Genomic DNA, 19,110 nt, shown 5'->3' with positions numbered 1-19,110 from the left:
CCAGTAGCGATGGACGAAGGATTACGCTTCGCAATCCGTGAAGGTGGTCGTACTGTTGGTGCTGGTGTTGTATCTGCAATCATCGAGTAATTAACACTTTATTGTAGTTAACCTATTGGTTAGCGAACACAAAAGGTTAATGAATAAAAAAGGTCGCTTCTGCGGCCTTTTTTGTTTTTATTTATTTAATAATTAGTACAACGTGTTGTTAAATAGACACCTTGAATTTGGCCATTTTTTCTACGTATAAGATTGTTCACTTAATTAATAAAACGGGTATAACTCTCATCATAAGCTGGCCTCAATGTCTTAAAGGCAAATGAAATGCCAATATAATGGATTACTATATGCCGCTATTAATTGTCTTATCGTCACATTCTAATGATTGTATCTTTATTACTACTTACCTTATTTTTTTTATAGCTAACAGATTTATAGCTTAACTATTGGCAACTAATGACATGGAATATTACCTTGTTGATTTTGACAAAATATACCTTATATATGGACGTAGTGAGACGCAACTTAGAGCTGTAAAGTTGTAAATATAGATGTAGCCAAAGATACTTTTTGAAGAATGCCTTAATATTTTTCATTTGATTTATACGCTTTTATATAAGTGATATAACAAAATAAAATAAAATAAAATATTATGGTGGCACAATATTTGATAAAGTAGAGCTAGAGTGTTCCTCAGAAAATTAGCAATACAACTTAGTCATGAATGACTCAAACAAAGTCAAGTTGTGTAACATCTAAATAATCTAGTGTCTTACTTTTATCTTTGCATAGATTCATTTTTGATGGATATGTATTTTACCCATTTATCAATTTGATTGTTAAGACCAATACTGTAGTTATGTCATTAATTGGCTCAGTAAAGTTGTTCTTAGATGTAATATTTAATAATTTTTACAATAAATCATAGCTATTTAATGGCTACTAATGAGAGTAAATATGTTTTTAATCGACCAAATAATATTGTTATCAGCAGTTCTTATTTTACTTGGTATTATTTCGAGTAAGTTATCTGCTCGCTTAGGCTTACCTGTACTTGTACTATTTTTAATAGTCGGCATGCTAGCAGGTGAAGATGGCCCTGGAGGAATTTTCTTTGATAACGCGGATGCTGCTCATTCCTTAGGCACCTTAGCCTTAGCTATTATATTGTTTGATGGTGGGTTACAAACACCTTTTAAAGCGGTTAAACGTGTCTGGAAGCCTGCCTCTGCATTAGCTACTTTTGGCGTATTAATTACTGGTATCGTTACAGGGCTAGCCGCGGCTTATATTTTAGAGATACCGTTACTTCAAGGTATGTTACTTGGTGCAATCGTTGGTTCAACGGATGCAGCTGCTGTATTTTCATTACTGAGAAACGCAGGTATTCACCTGAATAAAAAGTTAAAAGCAACATTAGAAATTGAGAGTGCTTCAAACGATCCTATGGCAATATTTTTAACTGTTGGATTGTTAGAGGTACTTGTTAATGGCATGAAGCCAGGTACAGATTTATTCTTGATGTTTATATCTCAAATGGGGCTAGGCGCTGTTGTAGGACTGACTGTTGGTTGGCTTTCTGTTAAATTGATTAATCGTATTCAGTTAGTTTCAGCTGGTTTGTATCCAGTATTAGTCGCTGCTTGTGGTATGTTATCTTTTGGTATTACAGCTAATATTGGTGGTAGTGGATTTTTAGCTGTATTTATTACCGGTGTTGTTATCGGCAATAGTCGTTTTGTTTTCCAACGTAGTACTTTTCTCTTCCATGATGGTTTAGCCTGGCTAAGTCAAATAACCATGTTTGTTGTTTTAGGCTTATTAATAACGCCAACGTCTTTGTTAGATGTATGGTTTGAAGGTTTACTGATAGCCTTCGTCTTAATATTTGTTGCTAGGCCACTTGCTGTTATTCCTACGCTAGCATTATTTGGCTTTAATATGCGGGAAATTACGCTGGTTTCATGGGTTGGATTACGAGGCTCTGTACCGATAATATTAGCAATATTTCCTTTGATTTTTGGCTTGCCTGGTGCATCGCTTATTTTCAATGTGGTCTTTTTTGTTGTGCTTATTTCAGCGACCTTACAAGGCTCAAGTTTAGCTTGGATGGCGAAGAAGCTAAAATTAACCTTACCACCACCAGTAACTCCTGCAGCAACACTAGAGATTACTGCGCTTGGTGACGTAGATGCAGATATTGTGGAATATACGTTAGGCTCCAATTCTCCAGCTATAGGCCGACGTATTTCTCATTTAGCCCTTCCTGAGCATGCCGTTATGGCGATGATCACTCGATCAGGTAAAGTTATTGCACCACGAGGGTCAACACTTCTACAATCTGAAGATCAAATATTTATCGTATTAAAGCCAAGCATACGTGCATTTGTTGATTATGTTTTTTCAGGAAAACTTGATACTGAGAGTGAAGAATTACCGAATAGAGAATTAAAAGTTAAAGGGAATACTTGTGTTGACCATATAGGAAACTCTTACGGTATTGAAATTATGGGGGAAGGGCAAGCGACATTAGAACAACTAATTAAGTCAACCCTTGATACGGCACCCTTCATAGATGCTGTGGCACAATTAGAAAATATTCATTTATATGTTAGAGAAATGGTTGACCAGCGTATTATTACGGTGGGGATTGTAGTAAATGATAAGTAGTATTATAGGTTTAAGATGGTAAATTTAGCTGCAGAAATTGAAAATTACTAAGATTGATTTAAGAGATATGAGCTATTTGTTACCCTTATAATTAGATATTTTAATGTTATTTTTTAACGTAAAGCCTAATTTTATATAGGACAGCTATCGATTATCTTGTAAATATCCCTTGAGTAAACTGATTGACTGAGTATAATAGCGCCTCACTTCTCGAGTATCTCTTAATTCCCAAAAAACTAAGATTCATCCGATAAGTGTAACTATTGCTTTAGTAGACGTTTAAATACTAAATGCATTGTAGGGGTGTAGTTCCAATTGGTAGAACAGCGGTCTCCAAAACCGATGGTTGGGAGTTCGAGTCTCTCCACCCCTGCCATATTGATAAAGGCTTCGCGTAAATCGCGTTTCTAAACAGTTTCACATTTGATGACAATTACGGATAGAAATATGAATGCAAGTACAGAAGAACAACCAAGTAACTCATTAGACGGTTTAAAATGGGGCATTATTGTCTTATTATTAATTGCCGCTATTGGTGGTAACTATTATTATGGTCAAGAATCAGTATTACTACGTGCTGTAGGAGTTGTAGTTGCTGTGGGTGTTGCAGGTTTAATTGCTATGCAAACATTAAAGGGTCGTACTGCTGTTGCATTTGCTAAAGAATCACGAACTGAAGTTCGTAAAGTCGTTTGGCCAACACGCCAAGAAGCTATCCAAACAACAGGTATTGTTTTAGTGGTTACATTATTAATGTCATTACTACTTTGGGGTTTAGATTCTGTTCTTTTCTGGGCGGTCGGCTTAATTACAGGTATGAAGGTATTATAATGTCTGAAGGTTTTATTGAAAATTCTGTTGATGGTAGCGAAGGCGAAGAGACAGAAGAAAAAGTTGTTAATCAAAATCCAAAGTTAAGATGGTATGTTGTACAGGCTTTCTCTGGTTATGAAGGTCGTGTTCAAAAAACATTAGTAGAGCATGTTGAAATCAATGGTCTACAAGAAAAGTTTGGTGAGATTCTAGTACCTACAGAAGAAGTAGTGGAAATGAGAGCTGGCCAAAAGCGTAAGAGTTCTCGTAAATTCTTTCCTGGTTACGTACTTGTTCACATGGAGCTTGATGACGAATCATGGCATTTAGTTAAAAGTGTTCCACGCGTATTAGGTTTTATTGGTGGTACTAAAGAAAGACCTGCACCGATAACTCAAAAAGAAGCGGATCGCATATTACAGCGTTTAGTTGATACTGATAAGCCTAAGCCTAAAACATTGTTTGAACCAGGCGAAGTTATTCGTGTTATTGACGGACCATTTGCAGACTTTAATGGTGTTGTTGAAGAACTTGATTATGAGAAGAATAGAATTAAAGTATCTGTACTTATTTTCGGTCGTTCAACACCGGTTGATCTTGAATTTGGTCAGGTAGAAAAAGGAAGCTAAGCTTCTTTATACATAATATGAATAAAAAAACCAAAGCTCTGTCTTTGGTTTTTTGTTTTTATTAATTAGTCTTCGTCGAAAAGTACTTGAAACTTAGTGATTGATTAATATATAATCCGCTGCCGCGTTTTTTTAGCGCGGCCTAAATCAGCCTTTTTGAATAAATTAGGTTAAAATACGATTTAGTAAACAGGGAAGCGAAAACTGTTCGCAGTAATTTGCGTTAACTACCCACAATAAAGGTATTTTAAAATGGCTAAAAAAGTCCAAGCTTTAATCAAGCTACAAGTAGCTGCTGGTGCAGCTAACCCGTCACCACCGGTTGGTCCTGCATTAGGTCAACATGGTGTTAACATCATGGAATTCTGTAAAGCGTTTAACGCAAAAACAGATTCTTTAGAGAAAAATGCTCCGGTTCCAGTAGTAATTACTGTATATAATGACCGTTCATTTACTTTTGAAACTAAAACTCCACCTGCTGCTTATTTACTTCTAAAAGCTGCTGGTGTGAAAAGCGGCTCTGGTCGTCCTAACACAGAAAAAGTTGGTACTGTTACTACAGCACAACTTGAAGAAATCGTTAAGACAAAAGAACCTGATTTAACTGCTGGTTCATTAGAAGCTGCAGTGCGTACCATTGCGGGCTCTGCTCGTTCAATGGGTTTAGTGGTAGAGGACTAATCAATGGCTAAATTATCAAAACGCGCTCGTCTTATCCGTGAAAAAGTAGACGTAACAAAAGAATATGATATCACTGAAGCAGTTGCTTTATTAAAAGAATTTGCTACAGCAAAATTCCGCGAAAGCGTAGATGTTGCTGTAAACCTTGGTATTGATGCTCGTAAATCAGATCAAAACGTTCGTGGTGCTGCAGTATTACCAAATGGTACGGGCCGTGATGTACGTGTTGCTGTATTTACACAAGGTGCAAATGCAGAAAAAGCTAAAGAAGCTGGTGCTGACGTAGTTGGTATGGAAGATTTAGCTGAGCTAGTTAAAAAAGGCGAAATGAACTTTGATGTTGTAATCGCTTCTCCAGACGCTATGCGTGTTGTTGGTCAACTAGGTCAAATCTTAGGCCCACGTGGTTTAATGCCTAACCCTAAAGTTGGTACTGTAACTCCTGATGTAGCTGGCGCTGTTAAAAACGCTAAGTCTGGTCAAGTTCGTTACCGCAACGACAAGAACGGTATCATCCATACTACTATTGGTAAGGCTGATTTCGAACCTGCACAGTTACAAGAAAACCTAGAGTTTTTGTTAGATGCACTTAAAAAAGCAAAACCAGCAAATGCTAAAGGTCAATATCTTAAAAAAGTTTCTCTTTCAACTACTATGGGTGCCGGCGTAGCCGTTAACCAAGCTAGTTTATCGCAAGCTTAATATTGATAAAGTAGGGCTTTTTGATTGAAGCTTTACAAAGGCGAAATTATAATCTATAATTTCGCCCCTTAAATTTTGGTAGGAGTTATATTGCTGTTTTTTAGATGAAAATCTTTTAAATTCAATGATATAACCCCCGTCCAAGACCGTAGGAGTTTTTATTGAATAGGTTTTCCTTCTGGAATTCTGAGGAAGATTAAAACTTAATATTTCCTACGTAGATGGTGATTACCCAGATATTTTTTCCTTAAATTCTGGTCCTCGCCGTAATGGCCTAGTATACAATTATGTATTCTAGGGATTGTAAATACCGGCATAAACCCCGGTGAACCAGGAGTTAAAGCCAATGGCTATCAATCTTGATGACAAAAAAGCAATTGTTGCTGAAGTTCAAGAAGCTGCCGCTGGCGCTCAATCAGTTGTTATTGCGGATGCCCGCGGTGTAACAGTTGAAGCAATTACAGTGCTACGTAAGCAAGCACGTGAGAATGGCGTATGGATGAAAGTTGTCCGTAACACATTAGCACGTCGTGCAGTAGCTGGTACTGAATTTGAATGTGTTGATGACACATTTAAAGGACCTACATTAATTGCATTTTCAAACGAACATCCAGGTGCTGCTGCACGTTTATTCACTGATTTCGCTAAAACTAACGAAAAATTTGAATTAAAAGCAGCTGCATTTGAAGGTAATGTTGTAGACGTAAATATGTTAGCTAAGCTACCTACTTACGACGAAGCTATTGCCCGTTTAATGAGCGCTATGAAAGAAGCATCTGCAGGCAAATTAGTCCGCACGATTGCTGCAGTTCGCGATCAGAAAGAACAAGAAGCTGCATAGGTTATTTAAGTTTATTGCTTAAAACCAAGCTTTTTGTATTTATAGTTATTTCAAACAGTATTTTTTATAAAAAAAATCTGTTTAATTAAAATTAGGAAATTATAGTATGTCTATTTCAAAAGACGATATCTTAAACGCAGTTGCTGAAATGTCAGTAATGGACGTTGTTGCATTAATCGAAGCAATGGAAGAAAAATTCGGCGTATCAGCTGCTGCAGCTGTTGCTGTTGCTGGCGGTGACGCTGGTGGTTCTGCTGAAGAACAAAGTGAATTTGACGTTGTTTTAACTGGCTTCGGTGAGAAGAAAGTTGCAGTAATCAAAGCAGTTCGTGGCGCTACAGGTTTAGGCCTTAAAGAAGCTAAAGACTTAGTTGAAGCTCTTGGTACGCTTAAAGAAGGCGTAGATAAAGCTGAAGCAGAAGAGCTTAAGAAAACTCTTGAAGAAGCTGGTGCTTCTGTTGAGATCAAATAGTCTGTTAATAAACAGATTATTTGCCTGAAAAGGCATGGCTGGTGATTTAAACGTCACCGGCCTTTTTGCGCTTTTTATTGCTAGAAAAACATAATATGTTTTTTTAAGAAAACAGTGCATTATTAAGTGTTAGATGACTTTTGATCATCTAGTAATGTTTAGACGTAAACATTATCTAAATAACCTGTCTATGTAAGGAAAACTTACAAGGCAGATTTGGCCATAACCAGCAAGCTGAGGAACCCCATGGCTTACTCATACTTTGAGAAAAAGCGAATTAGAAAGGACTTTGGTAAAAGTGCACAAGTAATGGAATATCCATTTTTGTTGTCCATTCAACTCGATTCTTTCCGCAAGTTTATTGATATTGATACCACAGGTGAAACCGGTCTAGAGGCTGCTTTCCGTTCTATTTTCCCAATTAAAGCTTATTCAGGTAGCTCAGAATTACAATATGTAAGCTATCGTTTAGGTGAACCGTTATTTGATGTTAAAGAATGTCAAATACGTGGTGTAACTTATTCTGCACCGCTACGCGTTAAATTACGTTTAGTGGTTTACGATAAAGAAGCTCCGGCAGGTACTGTAAAAGATATCAAAGAACAAGAAGTGTACATGGGTGAAATCCCGTTGATGACAGATAACGGTACTTTTGTAATTAATGGTACTGAGCGTGTTATCGTTTCACAATTACACCGTTCTCCTGGTGTATTCTTTGATCACGATAAAGGTAAAACGCATTCATCGGGTAAAGTTTTATATAACGCACGCGTTATTCCTTACCGTGGTTCATGGTTAGATTTTGAATTTGATCCAAAAGATAATTTATTTGTTCGTATCGATAGACGTCGTAAATTACCAGCGTCAATCATGCTACGTGCATTAGAATATTCTACAGAAGAAATTTTAGATATTTTCTATGACACAACTAACTTTGTTATCAAAGGTGATAAGTTGGTCATGGATCTTATTCCTGATCGTCTTCGTGGTGAAACTGCTACATTCGACATTTCAATTAAGAAAGGTGAAGTATTAGTTGAATCAGGTCGTCGTATCACTGCACGACACATTCGTTCTTTAGAAAAAGCAAAAATTGATAAATTAGAAGTACCAGCTGAATATATTGTTGGTAAAGTTTTATCAAAAGCTTATATCGACAAGTCTACGGGTGAAGTTGTTGCTGAAGCAAATGCTGAATTAACGTTGGAGTTATTAGCAGAGCTTAGCCAAGCAGGTCATAAAACAATATCTACTTTATATATGAATGAATTCGATGTTGGTTCATATATGTCAGATACGTTACGTGTTGATAGCTCAACTAACCGCTTAGAAGCGTTAGTTGAAATTTACCGTATGATGCGCCCAGGCGAGCCACCGACAAAAGATGCAGCAGATACATTATTTAATAATTTATTCTTCGCTTCTGAACGTTATGACTTATCTACTGTAGGTCGTATGAAGTTTAACCGTCGTGTTGGTAATGCTGATGATATCGGTTCTGGTATTTTATCTAAAGAAGATATTGTTTCAGTAATGAAAACCTTAATCGACATTCGTGACGGTAAAGGTGAAGTTGATGATATCGATCATTTAGGTAACCGTCGTATTCGCTCTGTTGGTGAAATGGCTGAAAACCAATTCCGTGTAGGTTTAGTTCGTGTTGAGCGTGCTGTACGTGAACGTTTAAGTCTTGGTGACTTAGATGCAATCATGCCACAAGATTTAATCAACGCTAAACCAATTTCTGCGGCAGTGAAAGAGTTCTTTGGCTCTTCACAGTTGTCTCAGTTTATGGATCAAAACAACCCGTTATCAGAGGTAACGCATAAGCGTCGTATTTCTGCATTAGGTCCAGGTGGTTTAACGCGTGAACGTGCTGGTTTTGAAGTACGAGATGTACATCCAACGCATTACGGTCGTGTTTGTCCAATCGAAACGCCAGAGGGTCCAAACATTGGTTTGATCAACTCGCTTTCTTGTTACGCACGTACTAATGATTTTGGTTTCTTAGAAACTCCATACCGCAAAGTTATTGACGGTGTAGTGACTAATGATATTGATTATTTATCAGCAATTGAAGAGGGTAACTTTGTTATCGCTCAGGCAAACGCTGTAAATGACGCAGATAATAAGTTAACTGAAGACTTAGTTAACTGTCGTCATAAAAATGAATTTACATTAAAAGCACCTGCTGAAGTTCAGTATATGGATGTATCGCCACAACAAATTATTTCTGTTGCTGCGTCACTTATTCCATTCCTTGAACACGATGATGCTAACCGTGCTTTGATGGGATCGAACATGCAACGTCAAGCAGTACCAACACTTATCGTAGATAAGCCGTTAGTTGGTACTGGTATGGAAAAAGTTGTAGCAGTTGATTCTGGTGTTACAGCCGTAGCTAAACGTGGTGGTGTAGTCAGTTATGTTGATGCTTCACGTATTGTTGTTAAAGTTAATGAAAAAGAAATGCATGCTGGTGAAGCCGGTATTGATATTTATAACTTAACTAAATATACACGTTCTAACCAAAACACTTGTATCAACCAACGTCCAGTGTGTCGTATGGGTGAACCTGTTGTACGTGGTGATGTATTAGCTGATGGTCCTTCTACAGATATGGGTGAATTGGCTTTAGGTCAAAACATGCGTATCGCTTTCATGCCTTGGAATGGTTACAACTTTGAAGATTCAATGTTGTTATCTGAGCGTGTAGCAATTGAAGACAGATTTACTACTATTCATATTCAAGAACTAACGTGTATCGCTCGTGATACTAAATTAGGATCAGAAGAAATTACTGCTGATATTCCTAATGTTGGTGAGTCAGCGTTATCTAAATTAGATGAAGCTGGTGTTGTTTATATTGGTGCTGAAGTTAATGGCGGTGATATTTTAGTGGGTAAAGTTACTCCTAAAGGTGAAACGCAATTAACACCAGAAGAAAAACTTTTACGTGCAATTTTTGGTGAGAAAGCGGCTGATGTTAAAGACAGCTCTTTACGTGTACCAAATTCAGTAAAAGGTACTATCATTGATGTTCAAATATTTACGCGCGACGGTGTTGAAAAAGATGCTCGTGCAGTAGAAATTGAAGAAATGCAACTTAGAGAAGTTAAGAAAGATCTTGGCGATGAACTAAGCATTTTAGAAGATGGTATTTACGCACGTACTAAGAAATTATTATTGTCTGCAGGCTTAAGTGAATCAGATTTAACTTCAATGTCTCGTGATAAGTGGTTAACGCAAAACTTATCTAATGAAGAACAACAAGCTGAACTTGAACAAATTGCTGAGCAATACGACAACATTAAAGAAGATTTCGATAAGAAGTTTGAAGTTAAACGTCGTAAGATCACGCAAGGTGATGATTTACAACCAGGCGTATTAAAAATAGTTAAAGTTTATTTAGCTGTTAAACGTCGTATTCAGCCAGGTGATAAAATGGCTGGTCGTCATGGTAACAAAGGTGTTATTTCAAACGTAGTACCTGTTGAAGATATGCCATACGATCAATACGGTGTGCCAGTAGATGTAGTGCTTAACCCATTAGGTGTTCCATCACGTATGAACATCGGTCAGATTTTAGAAACTCATTTAGGTATGGCGTGTCGCGGTATCGGTGAAAAAATCAATCGTATGTTAGAAGCACAACAAGAAATTCATAAACTACGTAACTTCCTTCAAGAAGTTTACAATGTCGGTGAATCTCGTCAAGAAGTTGATGTTGCTAGTTTCTCTGATGATGAAGTATTGCGTTTAGCCGGTAACTTGCGTGCAGGTTTACCGATTGCAACACCAGCATTTGATGGCGCTGCAGAAAAAGAAATTAAAGAGTTATTTAAACTTGCAGATATGCCTCAAAGTGGTCAGTTTACATTAACTGATGGACGTACAGGTCGTGAGTTTGAACGTCCTGTAACTGTTGGCTACATGTATATGTTGAAACTAAACCATTTAGTTGATGACAAAATGCATGCGCGTTCAACTGGTTCATACTCATTAGTAACTCAGCAACCACTTGGTGGTAAAGCTCAGTTCGGTGGCCAGCGTTTTGGTGAGATGGAAGTATGGGCACTAGAAGCATATGGTGCAGCTTATACTCTACAAGAAATGCTAACGGTTAAGTCTGATGATGTTGCTGGTCGTACTAAGATGTATAAAAACTTAGTTGATGGTGATCATCGTATGGATCCGGGTATTCCTGAGTCATTCAATGTATTACTTAAAGAAATTCGTTCTTTAGGTATAAATATTGAACTAGACTTAGATTAGGCTCTAAGTAATAAGTAGCTGACCACAGGTTATTAACATAACCTGTGACGCAGTAAGGGGAGAAGGTAAGATATTTACCTTCTTCTAGAGATTTAACTCCGACAGGAGAATAGTGTGAAAGATTTACTTAAGTTTCTTAAGCAACAAAATCAAACAGAAGATTTTGATGGTATTCGCATCGGTCTAGCATCGCCGGACTTGGTACGTTCTTGGTCATTTGGTGAAGTTAAAAAGCCTGAAACCATTAACTATCGTACGTTTAAACCAGAACGTGATGGTTTATTTTGTGCGCGTATTTTTGGACCAGTAAAAGACTATGAATGTCTTTGTGGTAAATACAAGCGTTTAAAACATCGCGGTGTTATCTGTGAGAAATGTGGCGTTGAGGTTACCTTAACTAAAGTTCGTCGTGAACGTATGGGGCATATTGAATTAGCTAGCCCTGTTGCGCATATTTGGTTTTTAAAATCATTACCTTCGCGTATTGGTTTATTACTTGATATGACGTTACGTGATATTGAACGTGTGCTTTATTTCGAATCTTATGTTGTTACCGAACCAGGTATGACAACACTAGAAAAAAGCCAAATTTTAACGGAAGAAGAGTATCTTGATGCGTTAGAAGAACATGGTGATGAATTCGATGCCCTAATGGGTGCTGAAGCGGTATTAGCTTTACTACAACAAATTGATCTTGACGGTGAAGTAGCGCAGATGCGTGAAGAATTGCCAGAGATTGGTAGTGAGACTAAACGTAAGAAAATTACTAAGCGTTTAAAATTAATGGAAGCATTCGCTGCTTCAGGCAATAAGCCTGAGTGGATGATTATGAATGTTCTACCTATTTTACCGCCTGATTTACGTCCATTAGTACCACTAGATGGCGGTCGTTTCGCGACTTCAGATCTTAATGATCTTTACCGTCGTGTTATTAACCGTAACAATCGTTTAAAACGTCTTCTAGACTTAGTTGCTCCAGATATTATCGTACGTAACGAAAAACGTATGTTACAAGAATCTGTTGATGCACTTTTAGATAACGGTCGTCGTGGTCGTGCTATTACTGGTTCTAACAAACGTCCTCTTAAATCACTTGCCGATATGATTAAAGGTAAGCAAGGTCGTTTCCGTCAAAACTTACTTGGTAAGCGTGTAGATTACTCAGGTCGTTCTGTAATCACTGTTGGTCCAACATTGAAATTACATCAATGTGGTTTACCAAAGAAAATGGCATTGGAATTATTCAAACCATTTATCTACGGTGTATTAGAGCGTCGTGGTTTAGCGACAACTATCAAAGCAGCTAAGAAATTAGTTGAACGTGAAGGCGCTGAAGTTTGGGATGTACTTGATGAAGTAATCCGTGAACATCCAGTAATGCTTAACCGTGCACCAACATTGCATAGATTAGGTATCCAAGCGTTTGAACCAGTGCTAATTGAAGGTAAAGCAATTCATCTTCACCCATTAGTTTGTGCGGCATACAATGCCGATTTCGATGGTGACCAAATGGCGGTACATGTACCGTTGACAATCGAAGCACAAATGGAAGCACGTACGTTGATGATGTCAACTAACAACGTATTAGCGCCAGCAAATGGTGAGCCAATCATCGTTCCATCACAAGATGTTGTATTAGGTCTTTATTACCTAACACGTGATCGTGTGAATGGTTTAGGTGAAGGTATGGTATTTGTTGATACTAAAGAAGCTGAAAAAGCTTACCGTACCGGCGCAGCTGAGCTTCATGCACGTGTTAAAATTCGTATTACTGAGCATGTTAAAAATGCGAATGGCGAATTCGAAGAAAAAGTTAGTTTACGTGATACTACTGTAGGTCGTGCTATTTTATGGCAAGTTTGTCCTAAAGGTTTACCATATGACGTTATTGATCAACCGTTAGCTAAAAAAGCTATCTCAAAGTTGATTAACCATGCTTATCGTAACCTTGGTTTAAAAGATACTGTAATATTCGCTGACCATATTATGTATACAGGTTTCCATTATGCAATGATCGCTGGTGCTTCTGTTGGTATCGACGATATGGTTATTCCTGATGCTAAGTACACTATCATTGAAGATTCAGAAGCTGAAGTTGCTGAAATTCAAGCACAGTTTGACCAAGGTCTTGTTACTGCTGGTGAGAAATACAACAAAGTTATTGATATTTGGTCGTCTGCGAACGAAAAAGTATCTAAAGCGATGATGGATAACTTATCAAAAGAGCAAATCCTAAACCGTGATGGTGTAATGGAAGAGCAAGATTCATTTAACTCTATCTTTATGATGGCTGACTCCGGTGCTCGTGGTAGTGCTGCACAGATTCGTCAGTTAGCGGGTATGCGTGGCTTGATGGCTAAACCAGATGGTTCAATCATCGAAACACCAATCAAAGCTAACTTCCGTGAAGGTTTGAATGTATCTGAATACTTCATCTCAACACATGGTGCGCGTAAAGGTTTGGCCGATACGGCACTTAAAACAGCTAACTCGGGTTACTTAACTCGTCGTTTAGTTGATGTTGCACAAGATTTAGTAGTAACAGAGCACGACTGTGGTACAGAAGATGGCTTATTAATGACACCATTGATTGAAGGTGGTGATGTTGTTGAGCCGTTACGTGAGCGTGTGTTAGGTCGTGTAGTTTGTGAAGATGTATTAATTCCAAACACTGATGAAGTATTACTTCCTCGTAACACGTTAATAGATGAAGCTTTGTGTGATGTTATTGAAGAGAATTCAGTAGATCAAATAAAAGTACGTTCAATTATTACTTGTAAAACAGATTTTGGTATTTGTGCATATTGTTACGGCCGTGATTTGGCTCGTGGTCATATGATTAACCAAGGTGAAGCAATTGGTGTTGTGGCAGCACAATCAATTGGTGAACCAGGTACTCAGCTTACCATGCGTACATTCCATATCGGTGGTGCAGCATCAAGAGCTTCTGCTGAAAACAGCGTACAAGTTAACAACTCAGGTACATTGAAGTTACAAAATGCTAAATTTGTTACTAACTCAGATAAGCATCTTGTTATTACTTCACGTTCATCAGAACTTACCGTTATTGATGAAATGGGTCGTGTAACTGAAAACTACAAAGTACCTTACGGTGCTGTACTTTCTAAGAATGATGGCGAAGCTGTTACTGCTGGCGATACTATTGCCAACTGGGATCCGCATACTCATCCAATCATTACTGAAGTAAAAGGTAAAGTACAGTTTGTTGATTTGATTGATGGCGTAACTATGGTTCGTCAAACAGATGAATTAACTGGTTTATCAAGCATTGTTATTACTGAAGCTGCACAACGTAGCGCTAGTGGTAAAGAAATGCGTCCAGCATTGAAACTAGTCGATGCTAAAGGTAAAGATGTAATGATCGCGGGTACTGAAATTCCAGCACTTTACTATTTACCAGGTAATGCAATCGTTAACCTTGAAGATGGTGCCGATGTAAGTATTGGTGATGCGTTAGCTCGTATACCACAAGCAAGTTCGAAAACTCGTGATATCACGGGTGGTCTTCCTCGTGTTGCTGATTTATTTGAAGCGCGTAAACCTAAACTACCTGCTATCCTTGCAGAGAAAACAGGTGTTATTGGCTTCGGTAAAGAAACCAAAGGTAAAGTGCGTTTATTAATCACTCAACCTAGCGGAGAAGTATACGAAGAGATGATACCTAAAACACGTCAATTAAACGTGTTTGAAGGTGAGCAAGTGGCTAAAGGTGAAGTTATTGCCGATGGTCCAGAGTCTCCACATGATATCTTACGTTTACGTGGTGTTGCTCCTGTAGCAAACTATATCGTAAACGAAGTACAAGAAGTATACCGCTTACAGGGTGTTAAGATTAACGATAAGCATATCGAAGTTATCGTACGTCAAATGATCCGTAAGTGTGAAATTCTTGATGCGGGTGATAGTGAGTTCCTTAAAGGTGAGCAAGTTGAAGTGGCGCGCGTTAATATCGCAAACCGTGAACTTGAAGAGCAAGGCAAACAGCCTGCTGAATATGAAATGCAAATGATGGGTATTACTAAAGCATCATTGGCAACTGAATCATTCATTTCAGCTGCATCTTTCCAAGAAACGACTCGTGTACTTACTGAAGCAGCTGTTGCTGGTAAGAAAGATGGCTTACGTGGCTTGAAAGAAAACGTTATTGTTGGTCGCTTAATTCCTGCAGGTACAGGTTATGCTTATCATCAAGAACGTGCTAAAGCCAAAGCAGCTTTTGACGCACATGAAGATACTACAGTATCTGCTGATGATGCTGAAAAAGCGTTAGCTGATGCTTTAAGTGCAGACTTAGGCTCGTAATAAGTTAATACTAATCATCTAGAGTTGAACAGACTGTTTAGCTTTTAAAATGATAAATATTAAATAAAAAACCGTACTCTTTTGAGTGCGGTTTTTTTATGCCTATAGTTACCCGAAACCTCACTAATAACTTGACACTTAGGCCATTGACCTATAGAATTTCGCGACCTTATATTCTGTGCCTAGTAGACATTGAATTTTAAGGTAAGATTATTTCACGTTTATTAGCGGGTGATTTGGCAAACTTAGTCAATAAAAATTACCCATTGTTTTATCTAATCAGGAGCTATAATGGCAACTATTAACCAACTAGTACGTAAACCACGTGTTAGACAAGTAACAAAAAGTAACGTTCCGGCGTTACAAGCTTGTCCACAACGTCGTGGCGTTTGTACTCGTGTGTACACAACTACACCAAAAAAACCTAACTCAGCATTACGTAAAGTAGCTCGTGTTCGTTTAACTAACGGCTTCGAAGTAACTTCATACATCGGTGGTGAAGGTCATAACTTACAAGAGCATAGCGTGATTTTAATCCGTGGTGGTCGTGTTAAAGATTTACCAGGTGTGCGTTATCACACCGTTCGTGGCGCGCTAGATTGTTCTGGTGTAAGCGATAGAAGACAAGGCCGTTCTAAATACGGTGCTAAACGACCTAAATCTTAAGTTTTCCCCTCTTTATCTACTTGGTAGATAAAAGATGAGAAACGTTAAGTAAGGCCAAATTAACAAATTTTTAAAATTTATATATTTTGGGTAAAACCTGAATAACACGGAGAATTAAGATGCCAAGAAGACGCGTCGTAGGGCAACGTAAAATATTGCCAGATCCTAAGTTCCATAACGAACTTTTAGCAAAATTCATCAACATCCTTATGGTTGATGGTAAAAAATCTACTGCAGAAAAAATTGTTTACGGTGCATTAGACATTTTAACTGAAAAAAATACTGAGAAAACTCATTTAGAGATGTTCGAAGAAGCATTAGATAACATCCGTCCACAAGTCGAAGTTAAATCTCGTCGTGTTGGTGGTTCAACTTATCAAGTGCCAGTTGAAGTACGTCCAGTGCGTCGTAATGCACTAGCCATGCGTTGGTTAGTTGAAGCAGCTCGTAAACGTGGTGAAAAATCAATGGCTCAGCGCCTAGCTAACGAAATGTTAGATGCGTCTGACAGCAAAGGTTCAGCGGTTAAGAAACGTGAAGACGTTCACCGTATGGCTGAAGCTAACAAAGCATTCGCTCACTACCGCTGGTAATAACCAAGTACTGTTTGAATGTAATGCTTACTTAAAGACTTATCTTTGGGTAAGCACATGGCTAGCAAGATTATTCTTGCTAGCCATACTTGTTTTTACAATATGTGTTTTTTATCATAGTTAAATAAATTAAGTGTTTACGCAATTAAATGTTTAATTGATTTAATTATTTAACCTGAACTCGGTTTAAGATATTTAATTTAACTTTTAAGTAAATTAATAACTGCAAGAGGAATTAAAATTGGCCCGTATAACCCCTATAGAGCGCTATCGTAATATCGGTATTTGTGCGCATGTAGATGCAGGTAAAACGACAACCACGGAACGTATATTATTTTATACTGGTTTATCACATAAAATTGGTGAAGTTCACGACGGTGCCGCAACTACAGACTGGATGGAGCAAGAGCAAGAGCGTGGTATAACTATCACCTCTGCCGCAATCACTTGTTTCTGGAAGGGGATGGAAGCACAATTTGATGATCATCATATCAATATTATTGATACGCCTGGTCACGTTGATTTTACGATTGAAGTTGAGCGTTCACTACGTGTGCTTGATGGTGCTGTACTTGTGTTATGTGGTTCATCTGGTGTTCAGCCACAAACAGAAACTGTTTGGCGTCAAATGGAAAAATATGAAGTACCTCGCATAGTATTCGTTAATAAAATGGATAGAACAGGTGCTAACTTTTTCTCAGTTGTAGAACAACTTAAAACGCGTTTAGGTGCTAATGCTGTGCCAATCTATATTCCCATTGGTGCTGAAGATGACTTTCAAGGTATTGTTGACCTTGTTAAAATGAAAGCTATCAACTGGAATGAAGATGATCATGGTATGACTTTCAGCTATGAAGATATTCCAACTGATTTACAGGGTATTGCTGAAGAGTGGCGTGACAATTTAGTATCTGAAGCTGCTGAAGCTAATGATGACTTAATGGATAAATACCTTGAAGAAGGTGATTTAACTGAAGATGAAATAAAAGTAGGTTTACGCGCTAGAACCATTTCGAATGAGATCATTTTATGTGGCTGTGGCAGTGCTTTTAAAAATAAAGGTGTGCAAGCGGTACTAGATGCGGTTATTGAATACTTACCTTCGCCTACAGAAGTAGCAGCGATTACTGGTATTAATGATGATAAAGATGAAACAGAAGGAACTCGTCCAGCAGATGACAGTGCACCATTTTCAGCACTGGCTTTTAAAATTGCGACTGATCCCTTTGTTGGAACATTAACTTTCTTCCGTGTATATTCAGGTGTAGTGAAGACTGGAGATAGTGTTTATAATCCCGTTAAAGGCAAAAAAGAACGTTTCGGCCGTATTGTTCAAATGCATGCAAATGACAGAAAAGAAATTCAAGAAGTGCGTGCGGGTGATATTGCTGCAGCAATAGGTTTGAAAGATGTGACTACGGGTGATACTTTATGTGACGGTGGAAATGTAATTACACTTGAGCGTATGGAGTTTCCTGAACCGGTTATTTCGGTTGCAGTAGAGCCGAGAACACTTGCAGCCCAAGAAAAAATGGGTATTGCATTAGGTAAACTGGCTGCAGAAGATCCGTCATTTAAAGTGGCAACGGATGACGAAACTGGACAAACAATTATATCAGGTATGGGTGAGCTACACTTAGATATTCTTGTTGAGCGTATGAAGCGTGAATTTGGCGTTGAATGTAATGTTGGTAATCCACAAGTTTCTTACCGAGAAACAATTCGCAGTACGGTTGAAGTTGAAGGTAAATTTGTTCGTCAATCAGGTGGTAAAGGACAATATGGTCATGTTTGGTTGAAAATGGAGCCAAATGAAGAAGGTGCTGGTTTCGAGTTTGTTAACGAAATCGTTGGCGGTACTGTACCAAAAGAATTTATCCCTGCGATCGAAAAAGGTTGTAAAGAGCAAATGGACAGTGGTGTTGTCGCTGGTTATCCATTATTAGATATAAAGGTTACACTTTATGATGGCTCTTTTCATGATGTCGACTCTAACGAGATGGCATTTAAAGTCGCTGCATCTATGGGCTTTAGAAAAGGGGCGCTTGAAGCGAATCCTGTTATCTTAGAGCCGATAATGAAAGTTGAAGTAACTACACCTGAAGCCAATATGGGTGATGTTGTAGGGGATTTAAACCGCCGTCGAGGTATTATTGACGGTATGGACGAAGGTCCAGCAGGTTCGAAAATTGTAAATGCATTGGTACCCTTAGCCGAAATGTTCGGTTATGCTACCGACTTGCGTAGTGCTACACAAGGTCGTGCATCTTACTCTATGGAGTTTCAGCAGTATAATGAAGCACCGAAATTGGTAGCACAAAAAATAATGGAAACTCGTTAGGGTTCCATTAATGATTTACAACAAGCGCGGTCGTTTTGACTGTTGCTTTTATTTTTTATAGCAAAGAAACTTTAAGGTAATTGAAAAATGGCTAAAGAAAAATT

General features: G+C 38.1%; 13 protein-coding genes and 1 tRNA gene. All 14 read left to right on the top strand.

Going from position 1 to position 19,110, the window contains the following annotated elements; genetic code table 11:
• Positions 1-90 (top strand): hypothetical protein (locus KO509_RS18195; RefSeq protein WP_215972336.1); only part of this gene is annotated, 90 nt, incomplete at its 5' end.
• 867 nt (positions 91-957) lie between these two features.
• A complete protein-coding gene (locus KO509_RS08755) occupies positions 958-2,670 on the top strand; it encodes a potassium/proton antiporter (RefSeq protein ID WP_215972904.1) in 1,713 nt (570 codons plus the stop codon).
• A 299-nt stretch (positions 2,671-2,969) separates the two neighbouring features.
• Positions 2,970-3,046: transfer RNA gene (locus tag KO509_RS08750), tRNA-Trp, on the top strand.
• 71 nt (positions 3,047-3,117) lie between these two features.
• Positions 3,118-3,501: a preprotein translocase subunit SecE gene (gene secE / locus KO509_RS08745; protein WP_215972903.1), complete on the top strand. Its 384-nt coding sequence runs from the start codon at positions 3,118-3,120 to the stop codon at positions 3,499-3,501.
• Positions 3,501-4,112: a transcription termination/antitermination protein NusG gene (gene nusG / locus KO509_RS08740; RefSeq protein ID WP_215972902.1), complete on the top strand. Its 612-nt coding sequence runs from the start codon at positions 3,501-3,503 to the stop codon at positions 4,110-4,112. The genes secE and nusG overlap by 1 nt, the downstream gene beginning before the upstream one ends.
• A 252-nt stretch (positions 4,113-4,364) precedes the next feature.
• Positions 4,365-4,793, top strand: a complete 429-nt coding sequence (gene rplK, locus KO509_RS08735; RefSeq protein ID WP_215972901.1) for a 50S ribosomal protein L11 — start codon at positions 4,365-4,367, stop codon at positions 4,791-4,793.
• A gap of 3 nt (positions 4,794-4,796) precedes the next feature.
• On the top strand, positions 4,797-5,495 hold the full coding sequence (rplA, locus tag KO509_RS08730) for a 50S ribosomal protein L1 (RefSeq protein WP_215972900.1): 699 nt from the start codon (positions 4,797-4,799) through the stop codon (positions 5,493-5,495).
• 346 nt (positions 5,496-5,841) lie between these two features.
• The gene (rplJ, locus tag KO509_RS08725) at positions 5,842-6,336 is read left to right on the top strand and encodes a 50S ribosomal protein L10 (protein WP_215972899.1); all 495 of its coding nucleotides are present in this window, start codon (positions 5,842-5,844) and stop codon (positions 6,334-6,336) included.
• Between the two features lie 106 nt (positions 6,337-6,442).
• Complete coding sequence (gene rplL / locus KO509_RS08720; protein ID WP_215972898.1) at positions 6,443-6,808, top strand: 50S ribosomal protein L7/L12; 366 nt, start codon at positions 6,443-6,445, stop codon at positions 6,806-6,808.
• A gap of 246 nt (positions 6,809-7,054) precedes the next feature.
• Positions 7,055-11,083, top strand: coding sequence for a DNA-directed RNA polymerase subunit beta (gene rpoB, locus KO509_RS08715; protein WP_215972897.1), 4,029 nt, complete (start codon positions 7,055-7,057; stop codon positions 11,081-11,083).
• 114 nt (positions 11,084-11,197) lie between these two features.
• A complete protein-coding gene (gene rpoC / locus KO509_RS08710) occupies positions 11,198-15,406 on the top strand; it encodes a DNA-directed RNA polymerase subunit beta' (protein WP_215972896.1) in 4,209 nt (1,402 codons plus the stop codon).
• Between the two features lie 291 nt (positions 15,407-15,697).
• The gene (gene rpsL, locus KO509_RS08705) at positions 15,698-16,072 is read left to right on the top strand and encodes a 30S ribosomal protein S12 (RefSeq protein WP_011045492.1); all 375 of its coding nucleotides are present in this window, start codon (positions 15,698-15,700) and stop codon (positions 16,070-16,072) included.
• Between the two features lie 119 nt (positions 16,073-16,191).
• On the top strand, positions 16,192-16,665 hold the full coding sequence (rpsG, locus tag KO509_RS08700) for a 30S ribosomal protein S7 (protein WP_215972895.1): 474 nt from the start codon (positions 16,192-16,194) through the stop codon (positions 16,663-16,665).
• A gap of 241 nt (positions 16,666-16,906) precedes the next feature.
• A complete protein-coding gene (fusA, locus tag KO509_RS08695; protein ID WP_215972894.1) occupies positions 16,907-19,006 on the top strand; it encodes an elongation factor G in 2,100 nt (699 codons plus the stop codon).
• The last annotated feature ends 104 nt before the right edge of the window (positions 19,007-19,110 follow it).

Origin of the sequence: Colwellia sp. C2M11, assembly GCF_018860915.1 — a bacterium.
Classification (GTDB): Bacteria; Pseudomonadota; Gammaproteobacteria; order Enterobacterales; family Alteromonadaceae; genus Colwellia.
The sequence above is the reverse complement of the archived record's forward strand: the minus strand, read 5'-3'. Positions and strand labels throughout refer to the sequence as shown.

Bases quoted from the DNA above. Each gene is read 5' to 3' on its own strand.
- KO509_RS08755 (WP_215972904.1), top strand. From the start codon at position 958: ATGTTTTTAATCGACCAAATAATATTGTTATCAGCAGTTCTTATTTTA.
- rpsG (WP_215972895.1), top strand. From the start codon at position 16,192: ATGCCAAGAAGACGCGTCGTAGGGCAACGTAAAATATTGCCAGATCCT.
- rpsL (WP_011045492.1), top strand. From the start codon at position 15,698: ATGGCAACTATTAACCAACTAGTACGTAAACCACGTGTTAGACAAGTA.
- secE (WP_215972903.1), top strand. From the start codon at position 3,118: ATGAATGCAAGTACAGAAGAACAACCAAGTAACTCATTAGACGGTTTA.
- rplJ (WP_215972899.1), top strand. From the start codon at position 5,842: ATGGCTATCAATCTTGATGACAAAAAAGCAATTGTTGCTGAAGTTCAA.
- nusG (WP_215972902.1), top strand. From the start codon at position 3,501: ATGTCTGAAGGTTTTATTGAAAATTCTGTTGATGGTAGCGAAGGCGAA.
- rpoB (WP_215972897.1), top strand. From the start codon at position 7,055: ATGGCTTACTCATACTTTGAGAAAAAGCGAATTAGAAAGGACTTTGGT.
- rplK (WP_215972901.1), top strand. From the start codon at position 4,365: ATGGCTAAAAAAGTCCAAGCTTTAATCAAGCTACAAGTAGCTGCTGGT.
- rplL (WP_215972898.1), top strand. From the start codon at position 6,443: ATGTCTATTTCAAAAGACGATATCTTAAACGCAGTTGCTGAAATGTCA.
- rplA (WP_215972900.1), top strand. From the start codon at position 4,797: ATGGCTAAATTATCAAAACGCGCTCGTCTTATCCGTGAAAAAGTAGAC.